The sequence below is a fragment of the Advenella alkanexedens genome (assembly GCF_019132845.1).
Taxonomy (GTDB): Bacteria; Pseudomonadota; Gammaproteobacteria; order Burkholderiales; family Burkholderiaceae_B; genus Advenella; species Advenella alkanexedens.
Genome location: NZ_JAHSPR010000001.1, coordinates 343,580 through 362,746, shown reverse-complemented (window position 1 = coordinate 362,746; position 19,167 = coordinate 343,580). Strand labels below are relative to the sequence as shown.

The 19,167-nt window shown below is 51.3% G+C and carries 19 protein-coding genes; 16 read left to right on the top strand and 3 right to left on the bottom strand.

Annotation, left to right across the window (positions count from 1 at the left end; all coding sequences use genetic code 11):
• Window positions 1-36: 36 nt before the first annotated feature.
• The 4 genes from KU392_RS01745 (at window position 37) to KU392_RS01730 (ending at window position 3,927) form a co-directional block, all read left to right on the top strand.
• Entirely contained in the window at window positions 37-480 is a 444-nt protein-coding gene (locus tag KU392_RS01745) for a MarR family winged helix-turn-helix transcriptional regulator (protein WP_169294086.1), read from the top strand.
• Between the two features lie 126 nt (window positions 481-606).
• Window positions 607-2,301 carry an FAD-dependent monooxygenase gene (locus KU392_RS01740; protein ID WP_217734380.1) on the top strand — a complete coding sequence of 565 codons (1,695 nt, stop codon included), beginning with the start codon at window positions 607-609 and terminating at the stop codon, window positions 2,299-2,301.
• 13 nt (window positions 2,302-2,314) lie between these two features.
• The gene (locus tag KU392_RS01735; protein ID WP_169294088.1) at window positions 2,315-2,497 is read left to right on the top strand and encodes a hypothetical protein; all 183 of its coding nucleotides are present in this window, start codon (window positions 2,315-2,317) and stop codon (window positions 2,495-2,497) included.
• A 503-nt stretch (window positions 2,498-3,000) separates the two neighbouring features.
• Entirely contained in the window at window positions 3,001-3,927 is a 927-nt protein-coding gene (locus KU392_RS01730; protein WP_169294276.1) for a Bug family tripartite tricarboxylate transporter substrate binding protein, read from the top strand.
• A gap of 164 nt (window positions 3,928-4,091) precedes the next feature.
• On the opposite strand, the gene KU392_RS01725 is transcribed toward KU392_RS01730, so the two are convergent.
• Complete coding sequence (locus tag KU392_RS01725; protein WP_217734379.1) at window positions 4,092-7,268, bottom strand: Rne/Rng family ribonuclease; 3,177 nt, start codon at window positions 7,266-7,268, stop codon at window positions 4,092-4,094.
• A gap of 542 nt (window positions 7,269-7,810) precedes the next feature.
• Between KU392_RS01725 and KU392_RS01720 the strand changes: the two genes are divergently transcribed.
• Genes KU392_RS01720 through KU392_RS01705 form a run of 4 tightly spaced genes read left to right on the top strand, consistent with a single transcriptional unit; the run spans window position 7,811 to window position 11,025 of the window.
• Complete coding sequence (locus tag KU392_RS01720) at window positions 7,811-8,767, top strand: RluA family pseudouridine synthase (protein ID WP_217734378.1); 957 nt, start codon at window positions 7,811-7,813, stop codon at window positions 8,765-8,767.
• Window positions 8,768-8,790: 23 nt separating this feature from the next.
• Window positions 8,791-9,468, top strand: a complete 678-nt coding sequence (locus KU392_RS01715) for an HAD-IIIA family hydrolase (RefSeq protein ID WP_169294091.1) — start codon at window positions 8,791-8,793, stop codon at window positions 9,466-9,468.
• A gap of 18 nt (window positions 9,469-9,486) precedes the next feature.
• On the top strand, window positions 9,487-10,164 hold the full coding sequence (locus KU392_RS01710; RefSeq protein WP_169294092.1) for a protein-methionine-sulfoxide reductase heme-binding subunit MsrQ: 678 nt from the start codon (window positions 9,487-9,489) through the stop codon (window positions 10,162-10,164).
• Between the two features lie 33 nt (window positions 10,165-10,197).
• On the top strand, window positions 10,198-11,025 hold the full coding sequence (locus tag KU392_RS01705; protein ID WP_217734377.1) for an N-acetylmuramoyl-L-alanine amidase: 828 nt from the start codon (window positions 10,198-10,200) through the stop codon (window positions 11,023-11,025).
• Window positions 11,026-11,049: 24 nt separating this feature from the next.
• Here KU392_RS01705 and KU392_RS01700 read toward each other — a convergent pair whose 3' ends face one another.
• Window positions 11,050-11,760 (bottom strand): SAM-dependent methyltransferase, encoded by a 711-nt coding sequence (locus KU392_RS01700; protein ID WP_217734376.1) that lies wholly within the window; start codon window positions 11,758-11,760, stop codon window positions 11,050-11,052.
• On the bottom strand, window positions 11,753-12,367 hold the full coding sequence (locus KU392_RS01695) for a Maf family nucleotide pyrophosphatase (RefSeq protein WP_169294095.1): 615 nt from the start codon (window positions 12,365-12,367) through the stop codon (window positions 11,753-11,755). The genes KU392_RS01700 and KU392_RS01695 overlap by 8 nt, the downstream gene beginning before the upstream one ends.
• Before the next feature lie 106 nt (window positions 12,368-12,473).
• Between KU392_RS01695 and KU392_RS01690 the strand changes: the two genes are divergently transcribed.
• The 8 genes from KU392_RS01690 (at window position 12,474) to fabF (ending at window position 19,089) form a co-directional block, all read left to right on the top strand.
• Entirely contained in the window at window positions 12,474-13,067 is a 594-nt protein-coding gene (locus KU392_RS01690) for a YceD family protein (RefSeq protein ID WP_217734375.1), read from the top strand.
• Window positions 13,068-13,131: 64 nt separating this feature from the next.
• On the top strand, window positions 13,132-13,314 hold the full coding sequence (gene rpmF / locus KU392_RS01685) for a 50S ribosomal protein L32 (protein WP_169294097.1): 183 nt from the start codon (window positions 13,132-13,134) through the stop codon (window positions 13,312-13,314).
• A gap of 58 nt (window positions 13,315-13,372) precedes the next feature.
• A complete protein-coding gene (plsX, locus tag KU392_RS01680) occupies window positions 13,373-14,422 on the top strand; it encodes a phosphate acyltransferase PlsX (protein WP_217734374.1) in 1,050 nt (349 codons plus the stop codon).
• 57 nt (window positions 14,423-14,479) lie between these two features.
• Window positions 14,480-15,454, top strand: a complete 975-nt coding sequence (locus KU392_RS01675) for a beta-ketoacyl-ACP synthase III (protein WP_169294099.1) — start codon at window positions 14,480-14,482, stop codon at window positions 15,452-15,454.
• Between the two features lie 24 nt (window positions 15,455-15,478).
• Window positions 15,479-16,411, top strand: coding sequence for an ACP S-malonyltransferase (gene fabD, locus KU392_RS01670; RefSeq protein ID WP_217734373.1), 933 nt, complete (start codon window positions 15,479-15,481; stop codon window positions 16,409-16,411).
• Window positions 16,412-16,420: 9 nt separating this feature from the next.
• On the top strand, window positions 16,421-17,167 hold the full coding sequence (gene fabG, locus KU392_RS01665) for a 3-oxoacyl-ACP reductase FabG (protein ID WP_169294101.1): 747 nt from the start codon (window positions 16,421-16,423) through the stop codon (window positions 17,165-17,167).
• Between the two features lie 256 nt (window positions 17,168-17,423).
• Entirely contained in the window at window positions 17,424-17,660 is a 237-nt protein-coding gene (gene acpP / locus KU392_RS01660) for an acyl carrier protein (RefSeq protein ID WP_169294102.1), read from the top strand.
• 199 nt (window positions 17,661-17,859) lie between these two features.
• Window positions 17,860-19,089, top strand: a complete 1,230-nt coding sequence (gene fabF, locus KU392_RS01655; RefSeq protein ID WP_169294103.1) for a beta-ketoacyl-ACP synthase II — start codon at window positions 17,860-17,862, stop codon at window positions 19,087-19,089.
• The last annotated feature ends 78 nt before the right edge of the window (window positions 19,090-19,167 follow it).

Below are 19,167 nucleotides of genomic sequence, written 5' to 3'. Positions count from 1 at the left end.
AATAATGACAATTTAATTATTCAGGTCAAAAATAAAATGTCGGCTGATTCATTTAATCTTGAAAATTCTCTTACCTATAAATTGCATTCCCTGGCTAAATTAATTGACAGACATGCAGACTATACTGACCTGGAGCCTGTCCGTATTTCTTCAGCAGAGGGCAGGGTGCTGGCCGTGATTGGTTTTAATAAAGTGCTGTCGGTGGTACAGGTAGCCAAAAAAGCCAACCTTGATAAAAGTCAGGGCAGCCGTGCCGTGGTTTCCCTGGTTGACAAGGGCCTGATTGAAAAACGTCAGCAAAAACAGGATGCCCGGGCTTTTGACTTGTCCCTGACTGAAAAAGGAAAGCAGGTCTATGAGGAAGTGGTGGCACTTATTATGCATCGCAATGACATTGCGATGAAGACTTTATCGGCAGAAGAACAACAGAATTTGCTTAATTTGATCAATAAAATCCAGCATAATCTGGAAAACAATTAACGCAGATCAAAAAAAGCTTGAAAATGGTTGTTTTTGCAACTAAAATTGGTTGCAAATGCAAATACCCCTACGTATTGCATATTTTTTATAAACAAAAATTGAATACTTTCCATTCATGGAGACATTATGCATACGCCTGTTACTGTTCCGCGTAAATCCCTGTATCACGAATACACCGTCTATCCACACACTTTTCCGTCTGATCCGGCCCAGTCCAATGGAATAGTCACCATTGTCGGCGGCGGGCCGATTGGTCTGGTTGCCTCGCTTATCCTGGCCAAACACGGCATCAAGAACATCGTGTTGTTATCCGAGCAGCAGGTATCCGAAGGCAGTCGCGGCCTGGTTTATACGCGTCGTTCCATGGAGATCCTGAAAGTGGCCGGTGTGGCCGATCGAATCATGGAAAAAGCGCTTTCCTGGACCAGCGGCAATTCTTTTTATTGTGGTGAGCGCGTTTTCCGTATGGAAACACCGGTAGACCCCCAGGACAGCTATCCACCGCTGAACAATTTGCAGCAAAACTATCTGGAAACCTATCTGGTTGAAGAGGCCGCCAAGCAGCCACTGATTGAATTGCGCTGGGGTAATCATTTGACTTCATTTTCACAAGATAACCATGAAGTGACCCTGGTGGTGGATACCCCCGAAGGCGAGTATTCGTACAAAACCCCATGGCTGATTGCCGCAGACGGGGCCCGCTCAAGTGTGCGCCAAAGTATGGGTCTGAATATGGAGGGCAATAGCTACGAGGGGCGTTTTGTGATTGTGGATATCCGCATTGATCTGCCTTTGCCTACCGAGCGCCTGGCTTACTTTTCACCTGACTGGAACCCGGGCAATACCATTTTGCTGCACAAGGAACCCGACAATATCTGGCGTTTTGATTATCAATTGCCGGCCCATGTGTCCAATGAAGAGGCGCTGGATCTGAAAAACATTACCCACGCGGTCAATGCCCAGCTGAAAATGATGGGATATGAAGGCAAACAATGGGAGCTTGACTGGTATTCGGTGTATTCCGCCCGTGCGCTTACCTTGCCTGAATACATCCACAACCGTATTTTGTTTGCCGGTGATTCGGCCCATATGCTCCCCATCTTTGGGGTGCGTGGTGCCAATACCGGTTTTCAGGATGTGATGGATTTATGCTGGAAGCTGGTGGCCACCATTAAAGGTTGGGGCTCTTCTTATTTGCTTCATTCTTATACCCATGACCGTGTTGGCGCAGCCATGGAAATTATTGATGAAGCGGGCAAAAGCACCCGTTTCATGGCCCCCCCCACCGATGGTTTCCGTTTGTTGCGTGATGCCACACTGTCCCTGTCCCTGAAGCATGAATTCGTTCGTCCGCTGTTTCACTGGAGAACGTCGCGTGCCCACGTGTACCGTTCTTCTCCGGTTAACAGTATTGGCGATGATAATCAGGATATGCTGCCAGAGCTGGAAAATGGCGCGCCCCTTCCTAATCTGAAATTATCCGATCAACAGTATCTGTATGACGAATTGGGGCTGGACTTCAATATTATTTACTTTAGCAACGAAGCCAGCCTGCCTGATTCATTGCAAAAAGAAGTCAATGATCTTAAGGCGCAGGGTGTGCCTGTCAAGGTCATTGTCCTGTCTTCTGAAAATACGGTTACCGCCGGTGCCGGTAAAACCTTCAAGGTGGATGCGCAATTGCTGCAAAACCGCTATGGGGCCAGCCAGGGCCAGGTGTATCTGGTTCGTCCCGATCATCATATTTGCGGCCGCTGGAAACAATACGTACCGGGCTCCCTGGAAAACGCGTTCCAGAAATTCATTAAAAAATCTGCCTGAGGAGGAATGAAAAATGAGTATTGATATCCTGAGCCTTGAGAAAGTATACGATAACCTGTCATTTGCCATTGACAAGTTACCCGAAGAAAAACGCAGCCTGTTCCTGACCAAACTGGTTTTGTTGTTAAGCAATGAAATTAAGGATGCTGAACTGATTTGCCGCCTTATAAATGAGGCACTGGTTTTTGAAGCATAAATAAATGCATGGGAATACCACCTGCCCGGCCTTAAAACAGGCCGGGCAGGTGTTTTTTTATCCTTATAAAATCCAGTGAAAATTTAATAATTATTAATATAGATCAAAAAACGCTTGAATATAGTTGCTTTCACAACTAAAATGATTGCTAGTGTAAGCACGTAAAAACGGGCATTATTATAAAAAGCCATAACATCTATCACACTTTGATATGGAGACACATGCATATGCCAGCGCAGGGCTTTCGCAACAGGAACAGATAAAACTCATTGCAGTAAGTGAAGACTTATTGGCCATGATGATACGGTTATAAATCACAACCCGATTATTTCAAGCATGTCGGCCTTTTTCCGACAGGGGAAGTCTTGTCTTCTTCTGGCTGCATGCGATTGACTGTTACCTGAATACTGAGGCAGGTGCCGTCAATGAAAATTTTTTTGTTTATTCGATGGAAGGAGATAAAAGTGTTTAAAGCGATCAGTAAAGTATTTATAGTTGGCGCGATGGGTGTGGCAGGCGTGGCGCATGCTGCCTGGCCCGAGCAGCCCATCCGCTGGGTGGTGCCTTACCCAGCCGGTGGTGGCACTGATGTGATCGCCCGTACGGTTGCCATGAATCTTGAAAAACATCTGGGCAAACAGCTGGTTATTGAAAATCGTCCCGGTGGTGGTACCAGTATTGGTGCAACGGCTGTGGCCAATGCCGACCCAAGCGGTTATGTGATTGGTACGGCCGATTCCGGTACCCTGGCGTTTAACCCGTCGCTGTACAAGCAGTTAACTTACGATCCCGGCAAATTCACCTATCTTGGTGGTTTGGCCCGTTTTCCGTTAGTGTTGGCGGTTCCGGCTGACTCACCTTATCAGAAACTGGATGATTTGATTGAGGCTGCACGTAAAGAGCCAGGTAAACTGTCGGCCAGTTCGGCAGGTGCCGGTTCTCCACACCATCTGGCGCTGGAACGTTTTAAACAGCAGACCAATACCGATATTTTGCATGTCCCATACCGGGGGGCAGCACCTGCCTTGCAGGATTTGATTGGCGGACGGGTAGACCTGATGTTTGCCGATCTGGGGTCCGGTTTGCCTAATATTAAGGCAGGCAAGGTTCGTGTGCTGGCTGTGGCGGTACCTGAACGTCTGGCTGCTGTGCTTCCTGATGTGCCTACCATGGGCGAAGCAGGTGTGGGTGATTTTGTAGCTTACGCCTGGCAGGGTCTGGTGGGCCCCGCCGGTTTGCCAAAGGAAGTCGTCGATAAAGTATCTGCCGATTTGCTGCTTACCCTGGAAGATCCTGAACTGGTTGAAAAAATCAACGGTATGGGTATTGAAACCATGCCCATGACAGCCGAGCAGTTCAAGGCCTACTCGGATAAAGAACGTGAAGACTGGGCCAAAGTCATTCAGGCAGGTAATATCACGCTGGATTGAGGTTATGCAAGCTTATTGTCCGCTCTTGTTCTTGTCAGGGCGGACAATATTGAGTATTTTTAGGTCACAGGCAATGGGCAAGTCTTAAGAAGGCGTCCAGCAGTCAAAAGCCCCTGGAATTGGGTTTTCCAGGGGCTTTTTTTAGGCCTTGAAGTCAAGGAAACTTATTTTTTGGTTTCCACTATTTCCAATGGGACTTCTTCGGTTTTTGCAACCGTTTTGCGGGCACGTCCCAATTTGGGTTTGGGAAGTTCCACAGGTTGTATCAGACTGGCTTTGGTTTCAACCCATTGCATGCCGGTGCTGGAGGCAATTTCCTCAAGTGAAGCTTGTGTACCGGTTGCGGAGACGGATGTCACGGTTTGTACTGGTGTCGGTGTGACCTCAGTGCTTTCTATGACAGTTTCGCTTTCTGCAGAGGCGACTGCCGGGCTGGATACTTCTTCAGTGGCGGTTTCTGCCACAGGCGCTGGCGTACTTTCAATTGCCGCACTGTTATCAGTGGCATTTTCAGGTAGCGTTTCTGTAGCAGCTGGCTGTTCTGCTGTCTCGCTGGCTGATACGGCAGGTTCGGCAGTGGCCGGCTGGCTGGTTTCTTCAGGCAAAACAGGCTGGCTGTTGATGGCTGTTGAGTCATCTGCGGCAGACGCCGTGGGTTCTGTCTGGGTGACGGGCATTGATTCGGTTTTTTCCGTTTCAATCGTTTCAGTCCTGGCGACAGGGGCAGATTCAGAAGACGGGCTTGCCACAGGCTCTGCCTGCGCAGGGCTGGCCAAAACGGCTTCTTCAGCCTGTGCCTCGGGCGCTGTAGCTGTTACCGGGGCTTCCTGCATGGTTTCAGTCACGCTGTCTTGCACGGGCTCCACTTTGGCGGCTGGTGCTGCCTCTGGGGCTTGTTGGGAAAGGCTTTCCGCTTCGGCCAAAAGCACTTCGTTCGGCACAAAAGCAGCAGGTGCCGATGTGTTTTCTGTGCTTCCCTGTTCATCGGCCGGGCGACGGGTGCGACGGCTGCGACGGCGTGGACGACGGCGTTTGTTTGGATCAAGCGCTTCACCGGTTTCCTCATCGAATGCGGTGGCGTTGTCTGCCAGCTCTTCGCCAGCCGTTTCTTCAGTAGCTTCGGTAGCGGGCAGGGCAGCCATGGTGGCGACCACAGCAGTTGCGGCGGTGAAGGGGGTGCCGTCAGTTTCCTGAACGACTTCCGGTTCGGCTTTCACTCGGGCCGGACGCTGTTTGACCGCGATTTCATCGCCTGCACTTTCAGGAATGTCAGTGCCCTGGTTCAGGTTCTGTTCTTTGCTGTCGTTTGTGTTTTCACGACGGTTACGGGTGCGACTGCGACGGCTGCGTGAGCGTGGACTGTTTTCATCGGCAGATGGACTGCTATCGGTATCGTTCACGATTTCTGCCGGTGTGGCCTTGGCGTCGCGTTCTTTGTTGCGGTTATCCTGTGCGCGTGGTTTTGCCGCGCGAGGATTACGACGCTTGTCTTCTTCGGTTTCAGCGGCCTCGGGGCGTTTTTCCGTGTTGCGGCGGTTACGGCCGGTGTTGCGCTCGTTGCGTTGGCCGGTTTTACCACGGCTTGCCTGACGTGGCTTGTCTTCTTTGGCTGGTTCGGCTTCGGGCGCTACCGCTTTTTCGCCGGCAAACCAGCTTAGCAGGCGTTTGAATAAACCAGGCTGCGGAGCGGGGGTTAAAGGTTCTGTTTTGGGGGCCGGAACGATCGGTGCAGGCTGGTCACGTGAAATACTCTTGACCAGGGCTTCGGGACGTTCGTTATGAACGGCTTTTTCCGTACTGGACTCCCAGGTCACGATGGTGCTGGGCTGTTCAATCAGGTCAATGCTGGTTTTGGGTTCATCAAGGCGATTGTCATCGTAACGAATGCGTTCGATATGATGATGAGGGGTTTCCAGGTGCTTGTTGGGAATAAGCACCACGTTGATTTTAAGGCGGGATTCCATTTTGACAATGTCGGACCGCTTTTCATTCATCAGGTAAGTGGCCACTTCTACCGGCAACTGGACATGCAGGGCTGCCGTGTTGTCTTTCATGGCTTCTTCCTGCAGCAGGCGCAGGATATTCAGGGCACTGGATTCCACGTCACGGATAACACCGGTGCCGTTACAGCGCGGGCAGGTAATGTGTGAACCTTCGTTCAGGGACGGGCGCAGGCGCTGGCGTGACAGTTCCATAAGGCCAAAACGCGAGATTTTGCCCATTTGGACGCGAGCCCGGTCAAAGTGCAGGGCGTCACGCAATTTTTGTTCAATCGCGCGCTGGTTCTTGCTGTCTTCCATATCGATGAAGTCGATAACGATCAGGCCACCCAAGTCGCGCAGACGCAATTGGCGGGCTGCCTCTTCGGCTGCCTCAAGGTTGGTGCGCAAGGCGGTTTCCTCGATGTCGGTACCGCGGGTGGAGCGGGCCGAGTTGACATCGATGGCCACCAGGGCTTCTGTGTGATCAATCACAATCGCGCCGCCAGACGGAAGCTGTACCGTACGGGAATAGGCGGTTTCAATCTGATGTTCGATCTGGAAGCGGGAGAACAGGGGGATATCGTCACGGTAGCGTTTGACGCGATTGACGTTATCGGGCATAACGTCTTTCATGAAGGCGACAGCCTGGTCGGTAATCGCATCGGTGTCGATGAGGATTTCGCTGATGTCGGGTGAGAAGTAGTCGCGGATGGCGCGAATGACCAGACTGGATTCCTGATAAATCAGAACCGGCGCAGGATATTCCTTGGCGGCAGAATCGATGGCGTTCCATAATTGCAGCAGGTACTTCAGGTCCCATTCCAGTTCGGCAACCGAACGGCCGATCCCTGCCGTGCGGGCGATCATGCTCATGCCAGCGGGCAGGTCAAGCTGGTCCATGGCTTCACGCAGTTCCTGGCGCTCCTCACCTTCAATGCGGCGTGAAACACCACCGCCACGCGGGTTGTTGGGCATCAGGACCAGGTAACGGCCTGCCAGGGAAATAAAGGTGGTCAGGGCAGCGCCCTTGTTGCCACGCTCTTCTTTTTCGACCTGGATGATGAGTTCCTGGCCTTCACTTAAGGCATCCTGGATGCGGGCGCCCCGGACATCAATACCTTCCTTGAAGTAGCTGCGGGCCACTTCCTTGAAGGGCAGGAAACCGTGACGATCATGGCCGTAGTTGACAAAGCAGGCCTCAAGTCCGGGTTCGATCCGGGTGATGACGGCTTTGTAAATGCTGCCTTTGCGTTGTTCCCGGCCTGCTGTTTCGATGTCGATGTCGATGAGTTTTTGCCCATCTACAATCGCGACGCGTAGTTCTTCTTGGTGCGTCGCATTAAATAACATGCGTTTCATTTAAGGTATTCTCCGTTTAACTAATGCAACGGACATCGTATGCATTAACCACAGAGTTACTTGGGTGCGAATGAAAGGGTAAAATGAACGCGCGCAGGTGCCCCGCGCATGTATACGCTTGTTTGACGGGTGCGGTTCCCTGTTTGAAAGCAGGATGGGTCCCGGTCTGCAGATAATTGATATTTATTGATAAACTCAATTTTTTAATAACTTCTGTGTATATTCCAGACAGCGTATAGACAATGCCAGTCTGGAATGAAAATTAGGCGTTTTTTATTCATTCATTCGTACAGCAAACAGGCTAAGAGGCTTTTTTGTGGGCAGATGATTTTCCTGCCGCATTGAATAACAAAAACAGTAAGCGTTGTCTGTTTGGTGACCAATAACTCTGAAGCGGGTGAGAAATACAGGTACGGCTGTTTGATACTAGCAGTACAATGTGATTTTAACGATTTGGCGGAAACAGCTTTTTTAGCTTCTCTACGCCCGATCTTCCCACGCCGGTCTTCATATGGTGAGGGAATTATAGAGCTCTTTTGTGTATGTGGAAACAAACTTCTGATAATAATTCATCTTTTTCTGTAAGAGTGGTCACGATTGACGTCGAATCTGCCGATCAGCGCATCGATAATTTCCTGATCCGGGTGTGCAAGGGAGTACCTAAAAGTCATCTTTACAAAGCCATTCGCAGTGGACAGGTGCGGGTGAACAAAGGTCGCATACAGGCGGAATACCGTTTGCAGGCCGGAGACCAGGTGCGTATTCCTCCCTTGCGTACGGCCGAACCCGATGCGCCCCGCAAGGTGCCGGGCGCCGAATTTCCCGTGGTCTATGAAGATGATGCCTTGCTGGTGATCGATAAACCGGCCGGTGTGGCCGTGCATGGCGGTAGCGGGGTTTCGTTTGGGGTGATTGAGCAACTGCGTGCCGCCCGGCCCGAGGCCCGGTTTCTGGAGCTGGCGCATCGCCTGGACAAGGAAACATCGGGTTTGCTCATGATTGCCAAAAAACGCCCGGCGCTGGTTGCCTTGCATGAAATCATGAGAGAATCGCGTGGGCGCAAGCAATATCTGGCCCTGGTATGCGGAGATTGGGTCAATGACCGGCAGCATATTAAATTGCCCTTAACCAAATACCTGACGCCAGGCGGAGAGCGCCGGGTCCGGGTGGATAAGGAAGGTCGCTTTGCCCATACCATTGTCACCGGTTTGCAACGGTTCGGGAAATATACTTTGGTGGGTGCCGAGCTGCGCACTGGCCGGACTCATCAAATCAGGGTGCATCTGGCGGCCAGCGGTTTCCCGATTGTTGGTGATGAAAAGTACGGCAAGGATGAAGTTCGGGCGTATTTTGCGTGCCAGGGTTTCAATCGCATGTTTTTGCATGCGCACCGGCTTCAGGTGCCACACCCCGTCAGTGGGGAAACCATGGATTTTGAGGCACCGTTGCCGGCAACCTGCCAGCAAGTGCTGAAAAAACTGGAACAGCAACAAATTTGATTTTTATAGGTTGGTAACGTCATATGCGATATTCATTGGTTGTATTCGATTGGGATGGAACAGTGATTGATTCTACCCAGTCTATTGTCCAGGCCATACAGTCGGCCTGCAGAGATCTGGGTCTGGCAGTGCCGCCTGCGGCACAGGCAAGATGGGTGATTGGCCTGTCGCTGGAAAGTGCTCTTTATAAGGTGGTGCCAACCCTGACGGCCGAGCAGTTGCCAGAATTCATTCAGCGTTATAAGTTTCATTATTTCACCCGTGACCCCGATTTATGCCTTTTTGATGGCATGACCACGCTTTTTGATGAACTTCGCGACAATGGCGTCATGCTGGCCGTGGCGACCGGTAAAAGCCGCGTGGGCTTGAACAGGGTGCTTGAGCAGAAAAAACTGGGGCATTATTTTGCCGCTACCCGCACGGCCGATGAAACATTCAGCAAACCCCATCCGCAAATGTTGAATGAGCTCATGGAAACCCTGGCCGTGCCGGCTGAAGAGACTGTCATGATTGGTGACACCTCGCACGACATCCTGATGGCGCATAATGCCGGTGTTGAAAGTATCGCGGTAACTTATGGTGCACATAGCCTGCGTGAGCTTAATGAAAGCAAACCCACCCGTATTGTTGACGATGTTACCGGTTTGGCGGATCTGTTGCAGATGCATTGTAAAACCAATGCAAACCAGGCATTTTCCTGAGTTGGGCTGGGAAATAAAATGAAAACCTGGAAAGCCGAAAGTATTGATCGCGTTCAGCCCTTTGTATTTTTGCTGTGCCTGTTGCCGGTGATTCGCTGGTTTTATCTGGGTAGTGTGGGGGGTATGACGGCCGAGCCGGCACTGTTTTTTGCCCGCTCCAGCGGGCAATGGGCCCTGGGCATGTTGTGTCTTGCGCTGGCGGTCACGCCCATCCGGCAAATGTTGGGGCAGCCGGCCTTGTTGCGCTGGCGCAGAATGTTGGGTTTGTATGCTTTCTTTTATGCTTTTTTGCACATGATCGCCTGGCTCTGGCTGGATCGCAAGCTCAGCTTTTCGTTCATGCTTCAGGACTTGGTCGAGCGCCCCTATATCCTGTTGGGCATGCTGTCCTTTGCCATCATGTGTGTGCTGGCGGCCACTTCGCGCCAGCAATCCATTCGCAAGCTGGGGCGTAACTGGCAACGTTTGCATCGTGCCGTGTATGTGGTGGGCATACTGGTTATTATTCATTTCTGGAAAATGCACCCGGCGGGGCAAAGTCTGGTGGCACCTGTCGTGTTTACACTGCTGATGGCTTTTTTGTTGCTTTGGCGGGTGGTGAATGCGCTGGTGTTGCGTCGCAAGGTGCAGACTATTGTCGATTCAGTGGGTAATGTATCAGGTTCTGGCCGGCATCCCAGAGAAGATGGCAGATAAGAAAACGATACTTGCATGGAAGGGAGGCAGGCCATGTTGCAAGCAGATTTTTTGCGTTTTGCTGTCCGATGGTTTCAGCGATTGTCGGGGGTGTTCGGCCTGTCGGTATTGCTGGCCTGCTCGCAGCAGGAATATGCGGTCGATGAGTCCTTCACCGCGGCAGCCCAGGATAGTCGGGTGCGTTTTATTGTCTTGCATTACACCTCTGAAAACAATGCCGATTCATTGCGGATTCTTACCCAAAACAAGGTCAGTGCCCATTATTTGCTGACTGCCGGGAAGAGCCCTGTGTTGTATCGTCTTGTGGATGAAAACCGTCGGGCCTGGCACGCTGGTATCAGCCAGTGGTACGGTTATAAGAATCTTAATGCCATGTCTATCGGCATAGAAGTGGTCAATCTTGGGCCATTAAATGAGCAAAAAACACAGTGGGACGCTTATTCGCCTGAACAGATAGATCTGTTGGTGGCCTTGTTGCGTGATTTGGCCCAGCGTCATCAGGTCAGGGCAAAGCATATTGTGGGGCATAGCGATATTGCGCCGCAGCGAAAAATTGATCCCGGCCCCCTGTTTCCCTGGGAGGCGTTGGCCAGGCAAGGCATAGGGCGTTGGTATGATGAAGACCGTGTCCGGCAATACGAGGCCCGCTTTGCGGTGGATGGCGTGCCGGATTGGCCGTGGTTTCAGGAAAAGCTGCGGCGTATCGGTTATGAGGTGGAATTCGGGCCCGGGGCCCAGGTGTCAACCCGGCGGGTGTTGCAGGCGTTTCAGATGCACTACCGCCCGCAGCGTTATGATGGTCAGCCCGATATCCGGACGGCTGCCATCCTGATGGACTTGGCCGCTCAGGAAGACGGTTAAGCGACTAACTGGCTCCAAACGCTATTAACTGGCCAAAAACAGGAAGAGGGTGGGTTTTTTATCCAATTCGGGGGCTGGGCCGGCTTTCCATTGGGCAATGGTTTTGGTCTTGATCCATTCGTCCTGAGTGGTGACAGAGCGTGCAATGCACAGGCGGGTATCGGGTCGCAGTGCGTTAATCAAAGACTCAAACATGGCGGCATTGCGATAGGGGGTTTCTATAAACAGCTGGGTTTGCTGCAGTTTGGCCGATTGGGTTTCCCAGGCTTTCAGCTGTTTGGTGCGTTCGGCCGGGTTGACTGGGGCGTAGCCATGAAACGTAAAGCGTTGCCCGTCAAGACCGCTGGCCATTAAGCCCAGCAAGATGGAAGAAGGGCCTACCCAGGGAATGACGCGAATGCCCATTTTATGGGCGGCCATTACAACTTTGGCTCCCGGGTCGGCAACCGCGGGGCAGCCGGCCTCGGAGACCAGGCCAATTTCACCGTTCGGGGTGACTTCATTCAGCCATTGGTTGATCTCGCCTGCGCTGGTTTTTGCGCCTAGTGTATGAATGGTGATTTCCTGAAGAGGGTTTTGGGTACCAATCAGTTTGAGGAAAGCACGGGCGGTTTTGGCGTTTTCAGCGATATAGCAGGTAAGGCGTGAAGCCACAGCCTGGGTGTCGGCAGGCAGCCATGATGAAGTGGGGGCCTGGCCCAGTCCAACGGGTATGAGATGCAGGGTTTTAGTCATGGTGCGTGTTTTCCTGGGCAGACAGGGTGGGATTAATGCCGAACGAGCGGAGCATCCGGGCCAGGGTAATCAAAGGCAGTCCGATGATGGAAGTGGGATCATCGCTTTCCATTTTTTCCATCAGGGTAATGCCCAGCCCTTCGGCTTTTGCGCTACCGGCGGTGTCAAAGGGTTTTTCAATTTCAAGGTAGTGTACAATTTCATCATCGCTCAGCTCCCTGAAATAACAGCGCGTAATAATGTCGGCTGATTCGGTTCTGCTGCCATCGGTAACGGCCAGTGCACTATGAAACTCCACGCAATGTCCGGATAGCGCCTGCAGTTGTTTTTTGGCAGCGTCAAAGTTGCCGGGTTTGCCAATGGGCGAGCCATCCAGTGTGGCGACCTGGTCCGAGCCAATAACGACGCTGTTCGGGTTGTGGGCCGCAATGGCCAGCGCTTTTTCAACCGAAAGGCGCAGGGCCAGCCGGGCCGGTGTTTCACCCGGTTGTGGGGTTTCGTCAATGTCAGGGGAGATTGCTTCAAACGGGATGCGGAATCGTTCCAGCATTTCTTTTCTGTAGCGGGAAGATGACGCAAGAATAAGACGGGAAAAGCGGTTTGTCATTGTTTTAATTGACCAAATGATAAATAACGGGTTATTATCCTATGTTTTCCGATATTTGTGCAAACCTTGAATCAAGAAGTGCGGGGAATAAGGAACAGGCGGGGATATGAGTAACGAAAAGGGCCAGGCTGAAAAAAGCCAAACTGAGGGCCTGGCAGCACAAGGCCAGGTGGGTTCAGGCAAGGGTCTTTTTATTGATTCCCTTGATTTTGTGCGCCGCGCTGGCGAGTTAAGTGGTAAAACACCTTTAGGTGCTTTTTTAAGACTTACACAAGATTTGCCTGAGCAATTAACAGATGAAAGCGGTATGGTTGTCTGGTCACTGAAAGGTGAAAAGGACGCGCGTGGCAAACGGTTATTGCGTTTGCATGTACAAGCCAGTCCGCAACTTGTCTGCCAGCGTTGTCTTGGTTTATTCAGGTTTGATGTAAATAATGAGTCGGTGCTGGAATTGGTTGCTTCCGAGGCCGATCTTCACAGTGATTTGACTGAATCGGGCGAAATAGAGGAGCCTTTCGATGAGAAAATCCTCTCTTCCCGGCACATGAGTGTGCTTGATTTGGTTGAGGACGATTTGATTTTAAGTCTGCCTTACGTGCCACGGCACGAGAGTTGTCCTTCACAAGCGGTGCTGCCCGATGATGAGCTTGAAAAGCCTTCTTCGCCATTCGCGGTGCTGGAACAGCTCAAAAAGCGGTAATTTTTACAGTTTATAGTTTTTAGTTTGTATTACCTTATTTAATACAACATTTTTTGGAGTCATCATGGCTGTTCAACAAAACAAAAAGTCACCTTCAAGACGCAATATGCGCCGTTCACACGATTTCCTGACATCTCCCGCGACAGCGATCGAGTCTACAACAGGTGAATTGCACCTGCGTCACCACATCAGTCCTAACGGCATTTATCGTGGCCGTAAAGTTCTGAAAACAAAAAACGACGAATAATCGGTTACGTTGAGAATATGGCCGCGCCGTTGTCAGGCGTGGCCTGTTTATTACTATCGTGGTACGTATTGCTATAGATTGCATGGGCGGTGATGTCGGCCTGCCCGTGACTGTTCCTGCTGCTGTGCAAATTGCCCGGCAGTACGCTGACACACATTTTCTGTTAACCGGCGTTCCTGAACAAATCGAACAGGCTCTCAGGCAAGCAAATCCAGGCGACCTCAGCCGTTTTGAAATTGTTCCCGCTTCTGAAGTGGTGGCAATGGATGATCCGGTTGAGGTCGCTTTGCGTCGTAAAAAAGACTCATCCATGCGGGTGGGCGTCAACCTGGTCAAGGAAAAAAGGGCGGATGCACTGGTTTCGGCAGGTAATACCGGTGCCTTGATGGCTATTTCACGGTATGTGCTGAAAACCATGGAAGGCATTGACAGGCCTGCCATTGCCACGGCCATACCCAACCAGAAAGGTGGAGCCACCACCATGCTGGATCTCGGTGCCAATGTCGACTGTTCTGCCCAGCATTTGCTGGAATTTGCCATCATGGGTGTGGCGCTGTGCGAAGCAATCGACAATATCCAGAATCCAACGGTTGGCTTGCTTAATATTGGTGAAGAAGCCATCAAAGGTAATGAGACTGTCAAGGAAGCCTCAAGCCTGCTGCAATGCAGTGGCCTGAATTTTTATGGCAATGTCGAAGGCGATGATATTTTCAAGGGTACCACCCATATTGTGGTGTGTGACGGTTTTGTGGGTAATGTGGTCCTGAAATCGCTTGAGGGCCTGGCCAAAATGATTGGTACCATGCTAAAACAGGAATTTACCCGAAACTATCTTACAATGGCGGCAGGTATGGTTGCCCGGCCGGTGCTGAGCCGTTTCCGTGACCGAGTTGATAATCGCAACTATAATGGTGCTGCCCTGTTGGGCTTGCGCGGTATAGTTTTTAAAAGTCACGGTTCGGCCGATGTTTTTGCTTATACCAAGGCCATTGAACGGGCCCGTGGTGCAGTCGTCAGGGGTTTGATTGAAAAAACCGCAACGGCAGTCACCCAGATGACGCAAAGAATAGACCGGGACAATACTGAAAGTACCACCGGACAGAAATAAAAAATATAAAACGCTGTGCCTGCTCCTCCAATCCAGGCATGGCCCAAGGAGTTGGTCATGAGTTTTGCAAAAATTATAGGTTCAGGCAGTTATTTGCCCGAAAACTGTGTTACTAACGACCAGTTGGCCGTCAGACTGGCGGAAAAAGGCATAGAAACATCCGATGAATGGATTGTGACCCGGACCGGTATCAGTCAGCGTCATCTGGCCGGCGACAATGAAAAAACCAGTGATCTGGCTGTCATTGCCGCACAGCGTGCCATTGAAGATGCCGGTATCGATGCCGCTGACATTGATCTGATTATCGTTGCCACTTCTACACCCGATTTCATTTTCCCCAGCACGGCCTGTCTGGTGCAATCCCGTCTGGGTATCAAGGGCGGCGCCGCTTTTGATGTGCAGGCTGTGTGCAGTGGTTTTGTTTATGCGCTGGCAACGGCAGACAGTTTCATCAAGGCCAACAATGCCAAGTGTGCCCTGGTCATAGGTGCAGAAACTTTTTCCCGCATTCTGGACTGGAATGACCGCGGTACCTGCGTACTGTTTGGTGATGGTGCCGGGGCCATGCTGCTTCAGGCTTCCGATGAGCCAGGCATTCTGGCTACCCAGCTTAATGCCGACGGTTCTCTTAACACGATATTGAATACACCGGGACGCATCGAAAACGGGGTGGTTACTGGTGATCCGTTCCTGCGTATGGATGGGCAGGCTGTTTTCAAGCAGGCAGTAACCGTACTCGAGAAATCCGCCCATCAGGTTTGTGAGAAAGCCGGCGTGTCCCTGGATGCCATTGACTGGATGGTGCCCCATCAGGCCAATATCCGCATTATCAATTATCTTGGACGCAAACTGGGCCTGCCTGCTGAAAAAATCGTGGCAACCGTTGCCGATCATGCCAACACCTCGGCAGCCAGCGTTCCCCTGGCTTTTGATGCTGCCCGTAAAGATGGTCGCATCAAGGCGGGAGACTGCGTACTGATGCAAGGTGTTGGCGGTGGTTTTACCTGGGGTTCTGCCCTGGTGCGCCTGTAAACTAATTTCAAGAGACAGATCAATATGAAAATTGCTTTTGTATTTCCGGGCCAGGGCTCGCAAACCGTGGGCATGCTTAATAACTGGGCTGAAAACCAGACCGTCACGCAAGTTATTGAACGTGCTTCAGCTGCGCTTGGCCAGGATCTGGCAGCAATGATTGCCGAAGGCCCGGCTGAGCAGCTTAATTTAACCACCAATACCCAACCTGTCATGCTGGCTGCCAGCTATGCCATGTATCAGGCATATGTGGAAGCGGCAGGTCCGCAACCGTCCTTAATGGCGGGTCATAGTCTGGGTGAGTATTCCGCGCTGGCGGCAGCGGGTTCATTCTCACTTGAAGATGCCGTGCGTCTGGTCAGAATACGTGCTGATGCCATGCAGGCTGCCGTTCCGGTGGGAACAGGCGGCATGGCGGCCATTTTGGGTCTGGACGACGATACCGTACGCCAGGTGTGTGCCGATGCGGCCCAGGGTGAAGTGGTTGAGGCCGTCAATTTCAATGCGCCCGCCCAGGTTGTGATTGCCGGTCATAAGGCTGCGGTGGAGCGTGCCTGTGACCTGGCCAAACAGGCGGGTGCCAAACGTGCCCTGCCATTGCCTGTTTCCGCTCCTTTTCATTCCAGCCTGCTCAAGCCGGCCGCCAGTGTTCTGGAAAAAGCCCTGTCTGGCATTGAAATTGCCATGCCATCCGTTGATGTGATCAATAACGTTGATGTGGCAGTGGCTGCAACACCGGATGCGATCCGTGATGCGCTCGTTCGCCAGGCATGGCATCCCGTGCGTTGGGTGGAAACTATCCGTGCCATGAAACAGCAGGGTGTGACCCACGTGGTTGAGTGTGGCCCAGGCAAGGTGTTAAGTGGTCTGGTCAAACGAATCGAGCCTGAAATGACGGGGATCTCCATTTACGACCCGGCGTCTTTGCAGGCTGCTCTGGAAACCCTGAAGGGATAAGGAATAACAATGTCTGAAGTAAAAGAGTTAAGTGGTCAGGTTGCCTTGGTGACCGGTGCAACGCGCGGTTTGGGTAAGGCCATTGCCCTTGAGCTGGCCAAGCGTGGTGCCACTGTTATTGGTACGGCAACCTCAGAGGCCGGTGCACAAGGCATTAGTGCTGAATTGTCCGGCTTTGGTGGCCGCGGTGTGGTGCTTGATGTCACTGACGCTGCTGCCTGTGATGCCTTGCTGGCAGAGCTGGCCAAAGAGGGGGCTCCCCATATTCTGGTCAATAATGCAGGCATTACACGTGATGGCCTGGCTATGCGCATGAAAGATGAAGACTGGTCTGCGGTCATGGATACCAACCTGGGTTCGGTATTCCGCATGTCACGTGGTGTTCTTAAGGCCATGATGAAAGCGCGTTCGGGTCGTATCATTAATGTGACATCGGTGGTTGGTTCAAGCGGTAACCCCGGTCAGGCCAACTATGCGGCCGCCAAGGCAGGTGTTGCCGGCATGAGCAGGGCGCTGGCCCGTGAACTTGGCAGTCGCAACATTACCGTTAACTGCGTGGCGCCCGGCTTTATCGATACCGACATGACGCGTGCCTTGGGTGAGTCGCAAACCACGGCGTTGCTAAGCCAGATCCCTCTGGGCCGTCTTGGTCAGCCCGAAGATGTCGCCAATGCAGTGGCGTTTCTGGCCAGTCCTGCAGCCGCTTACATTACCGGGACAACCTTGCATGTAAATGGTGGAATGTACATGCAGTAGTGCGGTTTTTCCGGTACTTCAGGTAGTATTGCAAATAATTTATTTGCACTGTTTGTCTTTTTTTAAAGACAAAAGGTTAATTTTTAATAAAATGCACAGTTGGCAGTACACGCATTTTAACTTTTTGGATGGTATTTTGGTTTTATAAGTTTTTTAATACTTATTTGCTAAAATAATTTTTTTTGTCACAACAGCCTTTTGCATTCTATAAGCAGTTGGCTATAATTCGCGGGATTCATTCCCTTTGGAGAGTTAAATGGATAGCATCGAACAACGCGTCAAGAAGATTGTCGCAGAACAGCTTGGCGTTAATGAAGCTGAAATCAAAAACGAGTCTTCTTTTCTTGACGACTTAGGTGCCGATTCACTGGATATGGTTGAGCTGGTAATGGCTCTGGAAGACGAGTTCGAAACAGAGATTCCAGACGAAGAAGCAGAAAAAATCACAACAGTTCAGCAAGCTGTTGAGTACATTAACAAGAATAAAGCTTAATGTAGCCGTACCAGCCATTGATCCTTTACGGGTCAATGGCAGGTTGATGCAAAAGCGCTTGGGAAAGCGTTGTGTCAGTAGTCTGGAAGATTTTCAGGTTATGTTGCATTATGGTTTTCCCAAGCGTTTTTTTGTTTATGGCAGTATGTCAAGGCAATCATTCCATTCATTTAAATATAAATTAAGGTAGGAGTCTTCTGTGAAAAGACGTGTCGTAATTACTGGCTTGGGTATTGTGTCCCCGGTAGGAAATTCAATTGATACAGCCTGGGATAATATTATCAACGGACGTTCCGGAGTCGGTCGTATTACCCGATTTGACGCTTCGGGCTTCAATTCACAGATTGCCGGCGAGGTCAGGGATTTTGATCTGACCCAATACATGTCTGCCAAGGAAGGCAAACAAATGGATACCTTCATCCATTATGGCATTGCGGCCAGTATTGATGCCTGGCGCGACTCGGGGCTTGAAGTCACCGAAGAAAATGCCGAGCGTATTGGCGTGATTGTCAGTTCGGGCATTGGCGGTCTTCACCGTATTGAAGAAACACAAACCGAATACCTGGCTAAAGGTCCACGCCGCATTTCTCCATTCTTTGTGCCGGCCTCACTCATTAACCTTATTTCCGGTCACCTCACTATCATGCTTGGCCTGAAAGGACCCAGCTATGCCGTGGTTTCCGCCTGCACAACCGGTTTGCATTCCATTGGTGATGCCGCTCGCCTGATCGAATACGGTGATGCCGATGTAATGATTGCAGGTGGTGCCGAGGCAACCGTTTCACCGTTGGGTATTGGTGGTTTTGCCGCCATGCGTGCGCTTTCAACCCGCAATGATGACCCTGAAACCGCTTCGCGTCCCTGGGATACCGATCGTGACGGTTTTGTGCTGGGTGAGGGTGCTGGCGTGCTGGTGCTTGAAGAGTATGAACATGCCAAAAAACGGGGTGCCCGCATTTATGGTGAGTTTACCGGCTATGGCATGAGTTCCGATGCTCACCACATTACCGCTCCCGATAGCGATGGCCCGCGTCGTGGTATTCTGAACGCCCTGAATAATGCAAAAATCAACCCTGATCAGGTCGATTACGTGAATGCGCATGGTACCTCAACGCCGCTGGGCGATCAAAACGAAACCAATGCACTTAAACTGGCTTTGGGTGACCACGCTTATAAAACCGTCGTCAACTCAACAAAATCCATGACCGGACATTTGCTGGGCGCCGCAGGCGGTGTCGAAGCCGTCTTCACGACCCTGGCGGTTCATCATCAGATTTCACCGCCCACCATCAATATTTTCAATCAGGATCCGGGCTGTGACCTTGATTACTGTGCCAACCAGGCTCGTGAAATGAAAATAGAATATGCACTGTCCAACTCATTTGGTTTTGGTGGCACAAACGGCTCAATGGTTGTGAAACGGGTTTAATTTGTCCACTTCACACTTGAATCTTCATTGGTCGTGTTTGCTTGAAATACGACCAGGCAGGTTTGAATGTTATGGCAA

Bases quoted from the DNA above. Each gene is read 5' to 3' on its own strand.
- KU392_RS01745 (WP_169294086.1), top strand. From the start codon at position 37: ATGTCGGCTGATTCATTTAATCTTGAAAATTCTCTTACCTATAAATTG.
- KU392_RS01740 (WP_217734380.1), top strand. From the start codon at position 607: ATGCATACGCCTGTTACTGTTCCGCGTAAATCCCTGTATCACGAATAC.
- KU392_RS01735 (WP_169294088.1), top strand. From the start codon at position 2,315: ATGAGTATTGATATCCTGAGCCTTGAGAAAGTATACGATAACCTGTCA.
- KU392_RS01730 (WP_169294276.1), top strand. From the start codon at position 3,001: ATGGGTGTGGCAGGCGTGGCGCATGCTGCCTGGCCCGAGCAGCCCATC.
- KU392_RS01725 (WP_217734379.1), bottom strand. From the start codon at position 7,268: ATGAAACGCATGTTATTTAATGCGACGCACCAAGAAGAACTACGCGTC.
- KU392_RS01720 (WP_217734378.1), top strand. From the start codon at position 7,811: ATGTGGAAACAAACTTCTGATAATAATTCATCTTTTTCTGTAAGAGTG.
- KU392_RS01715 (WP_169294091.1), top strand. From the start codon at position 8,791: ATGCGATATTCATTGGTTGTATTCGATTGGGATGGAACAGTGATTGAT.
- KU392_RS01710 (WP_169294092.1), top strand. From the start codon at position 9,487: ATGAAAACCTGGAAAGCCGAAAGTATTGATCGCGTTCAGCCCTTTGTA.
- KU392_RS01705 (WP_217734377.1), top strand. From the start codon at position 10,198: ATGTTGCAAGCAGATTTTTTGCGTTTTGCTGTCCGATGGTTTCAGCGA.
- KU392_RS01700 (WP_217734376.1), bottom strand. From the start codon at position 11,760: ATGACTAAAACCCTGCATCTCATACCCGTTGGACTGGGCCAGGCCCCC.
- KU392_RS01695 (WP_169294095.1), bottom strand. From the start codon at position 12,367: ATGACAAACCGCTTTTCCCGTCTTATTCTTGCGTCATCTTCCCGCTAC.
- KU392_RS01690 (WP_217734375.1), top strand. From the start codon at position 12,474: ATGAGTAACGAAAAGGGCCAGGCTGAAAAAAGCCAAACTGAGGGCCTG.
- rpmF (WP_169294097.1), top strand. From the start codon at position 13,132: ATGGCTGTTCAACAAAACAAAAAGTCACCTTCAAGACGCAATATGCGC.
- KU392_RS01675 (WP_169294099.1), top strand. From the start codon at position 14,480: ATGAGTTTTGCAAAAATTATAGGTTCAGGCAGTTATTTGCCCGAAAAC.
- fabD (WP_217734373.1), top strand. From the start codon at position 15,479: ATGAAAATTGCTTTTGTATTTCCGGGCCAGGGCTCGCAAACCGTGGGC.
- fabG (WP_169294101.1), top strand. From the start codon at position 16,421: ATGTCTGAAGTAAAAGAGTTAAGTGGTCAGGTTGCCTTGGTGACCGGT.
- acpP (WP_169294102.1), top strand. From the start codon at position 17,424: ATGGATAGCATCGAACAACGCGTCAAGAAGATTGTCGCAGAACAGCTT.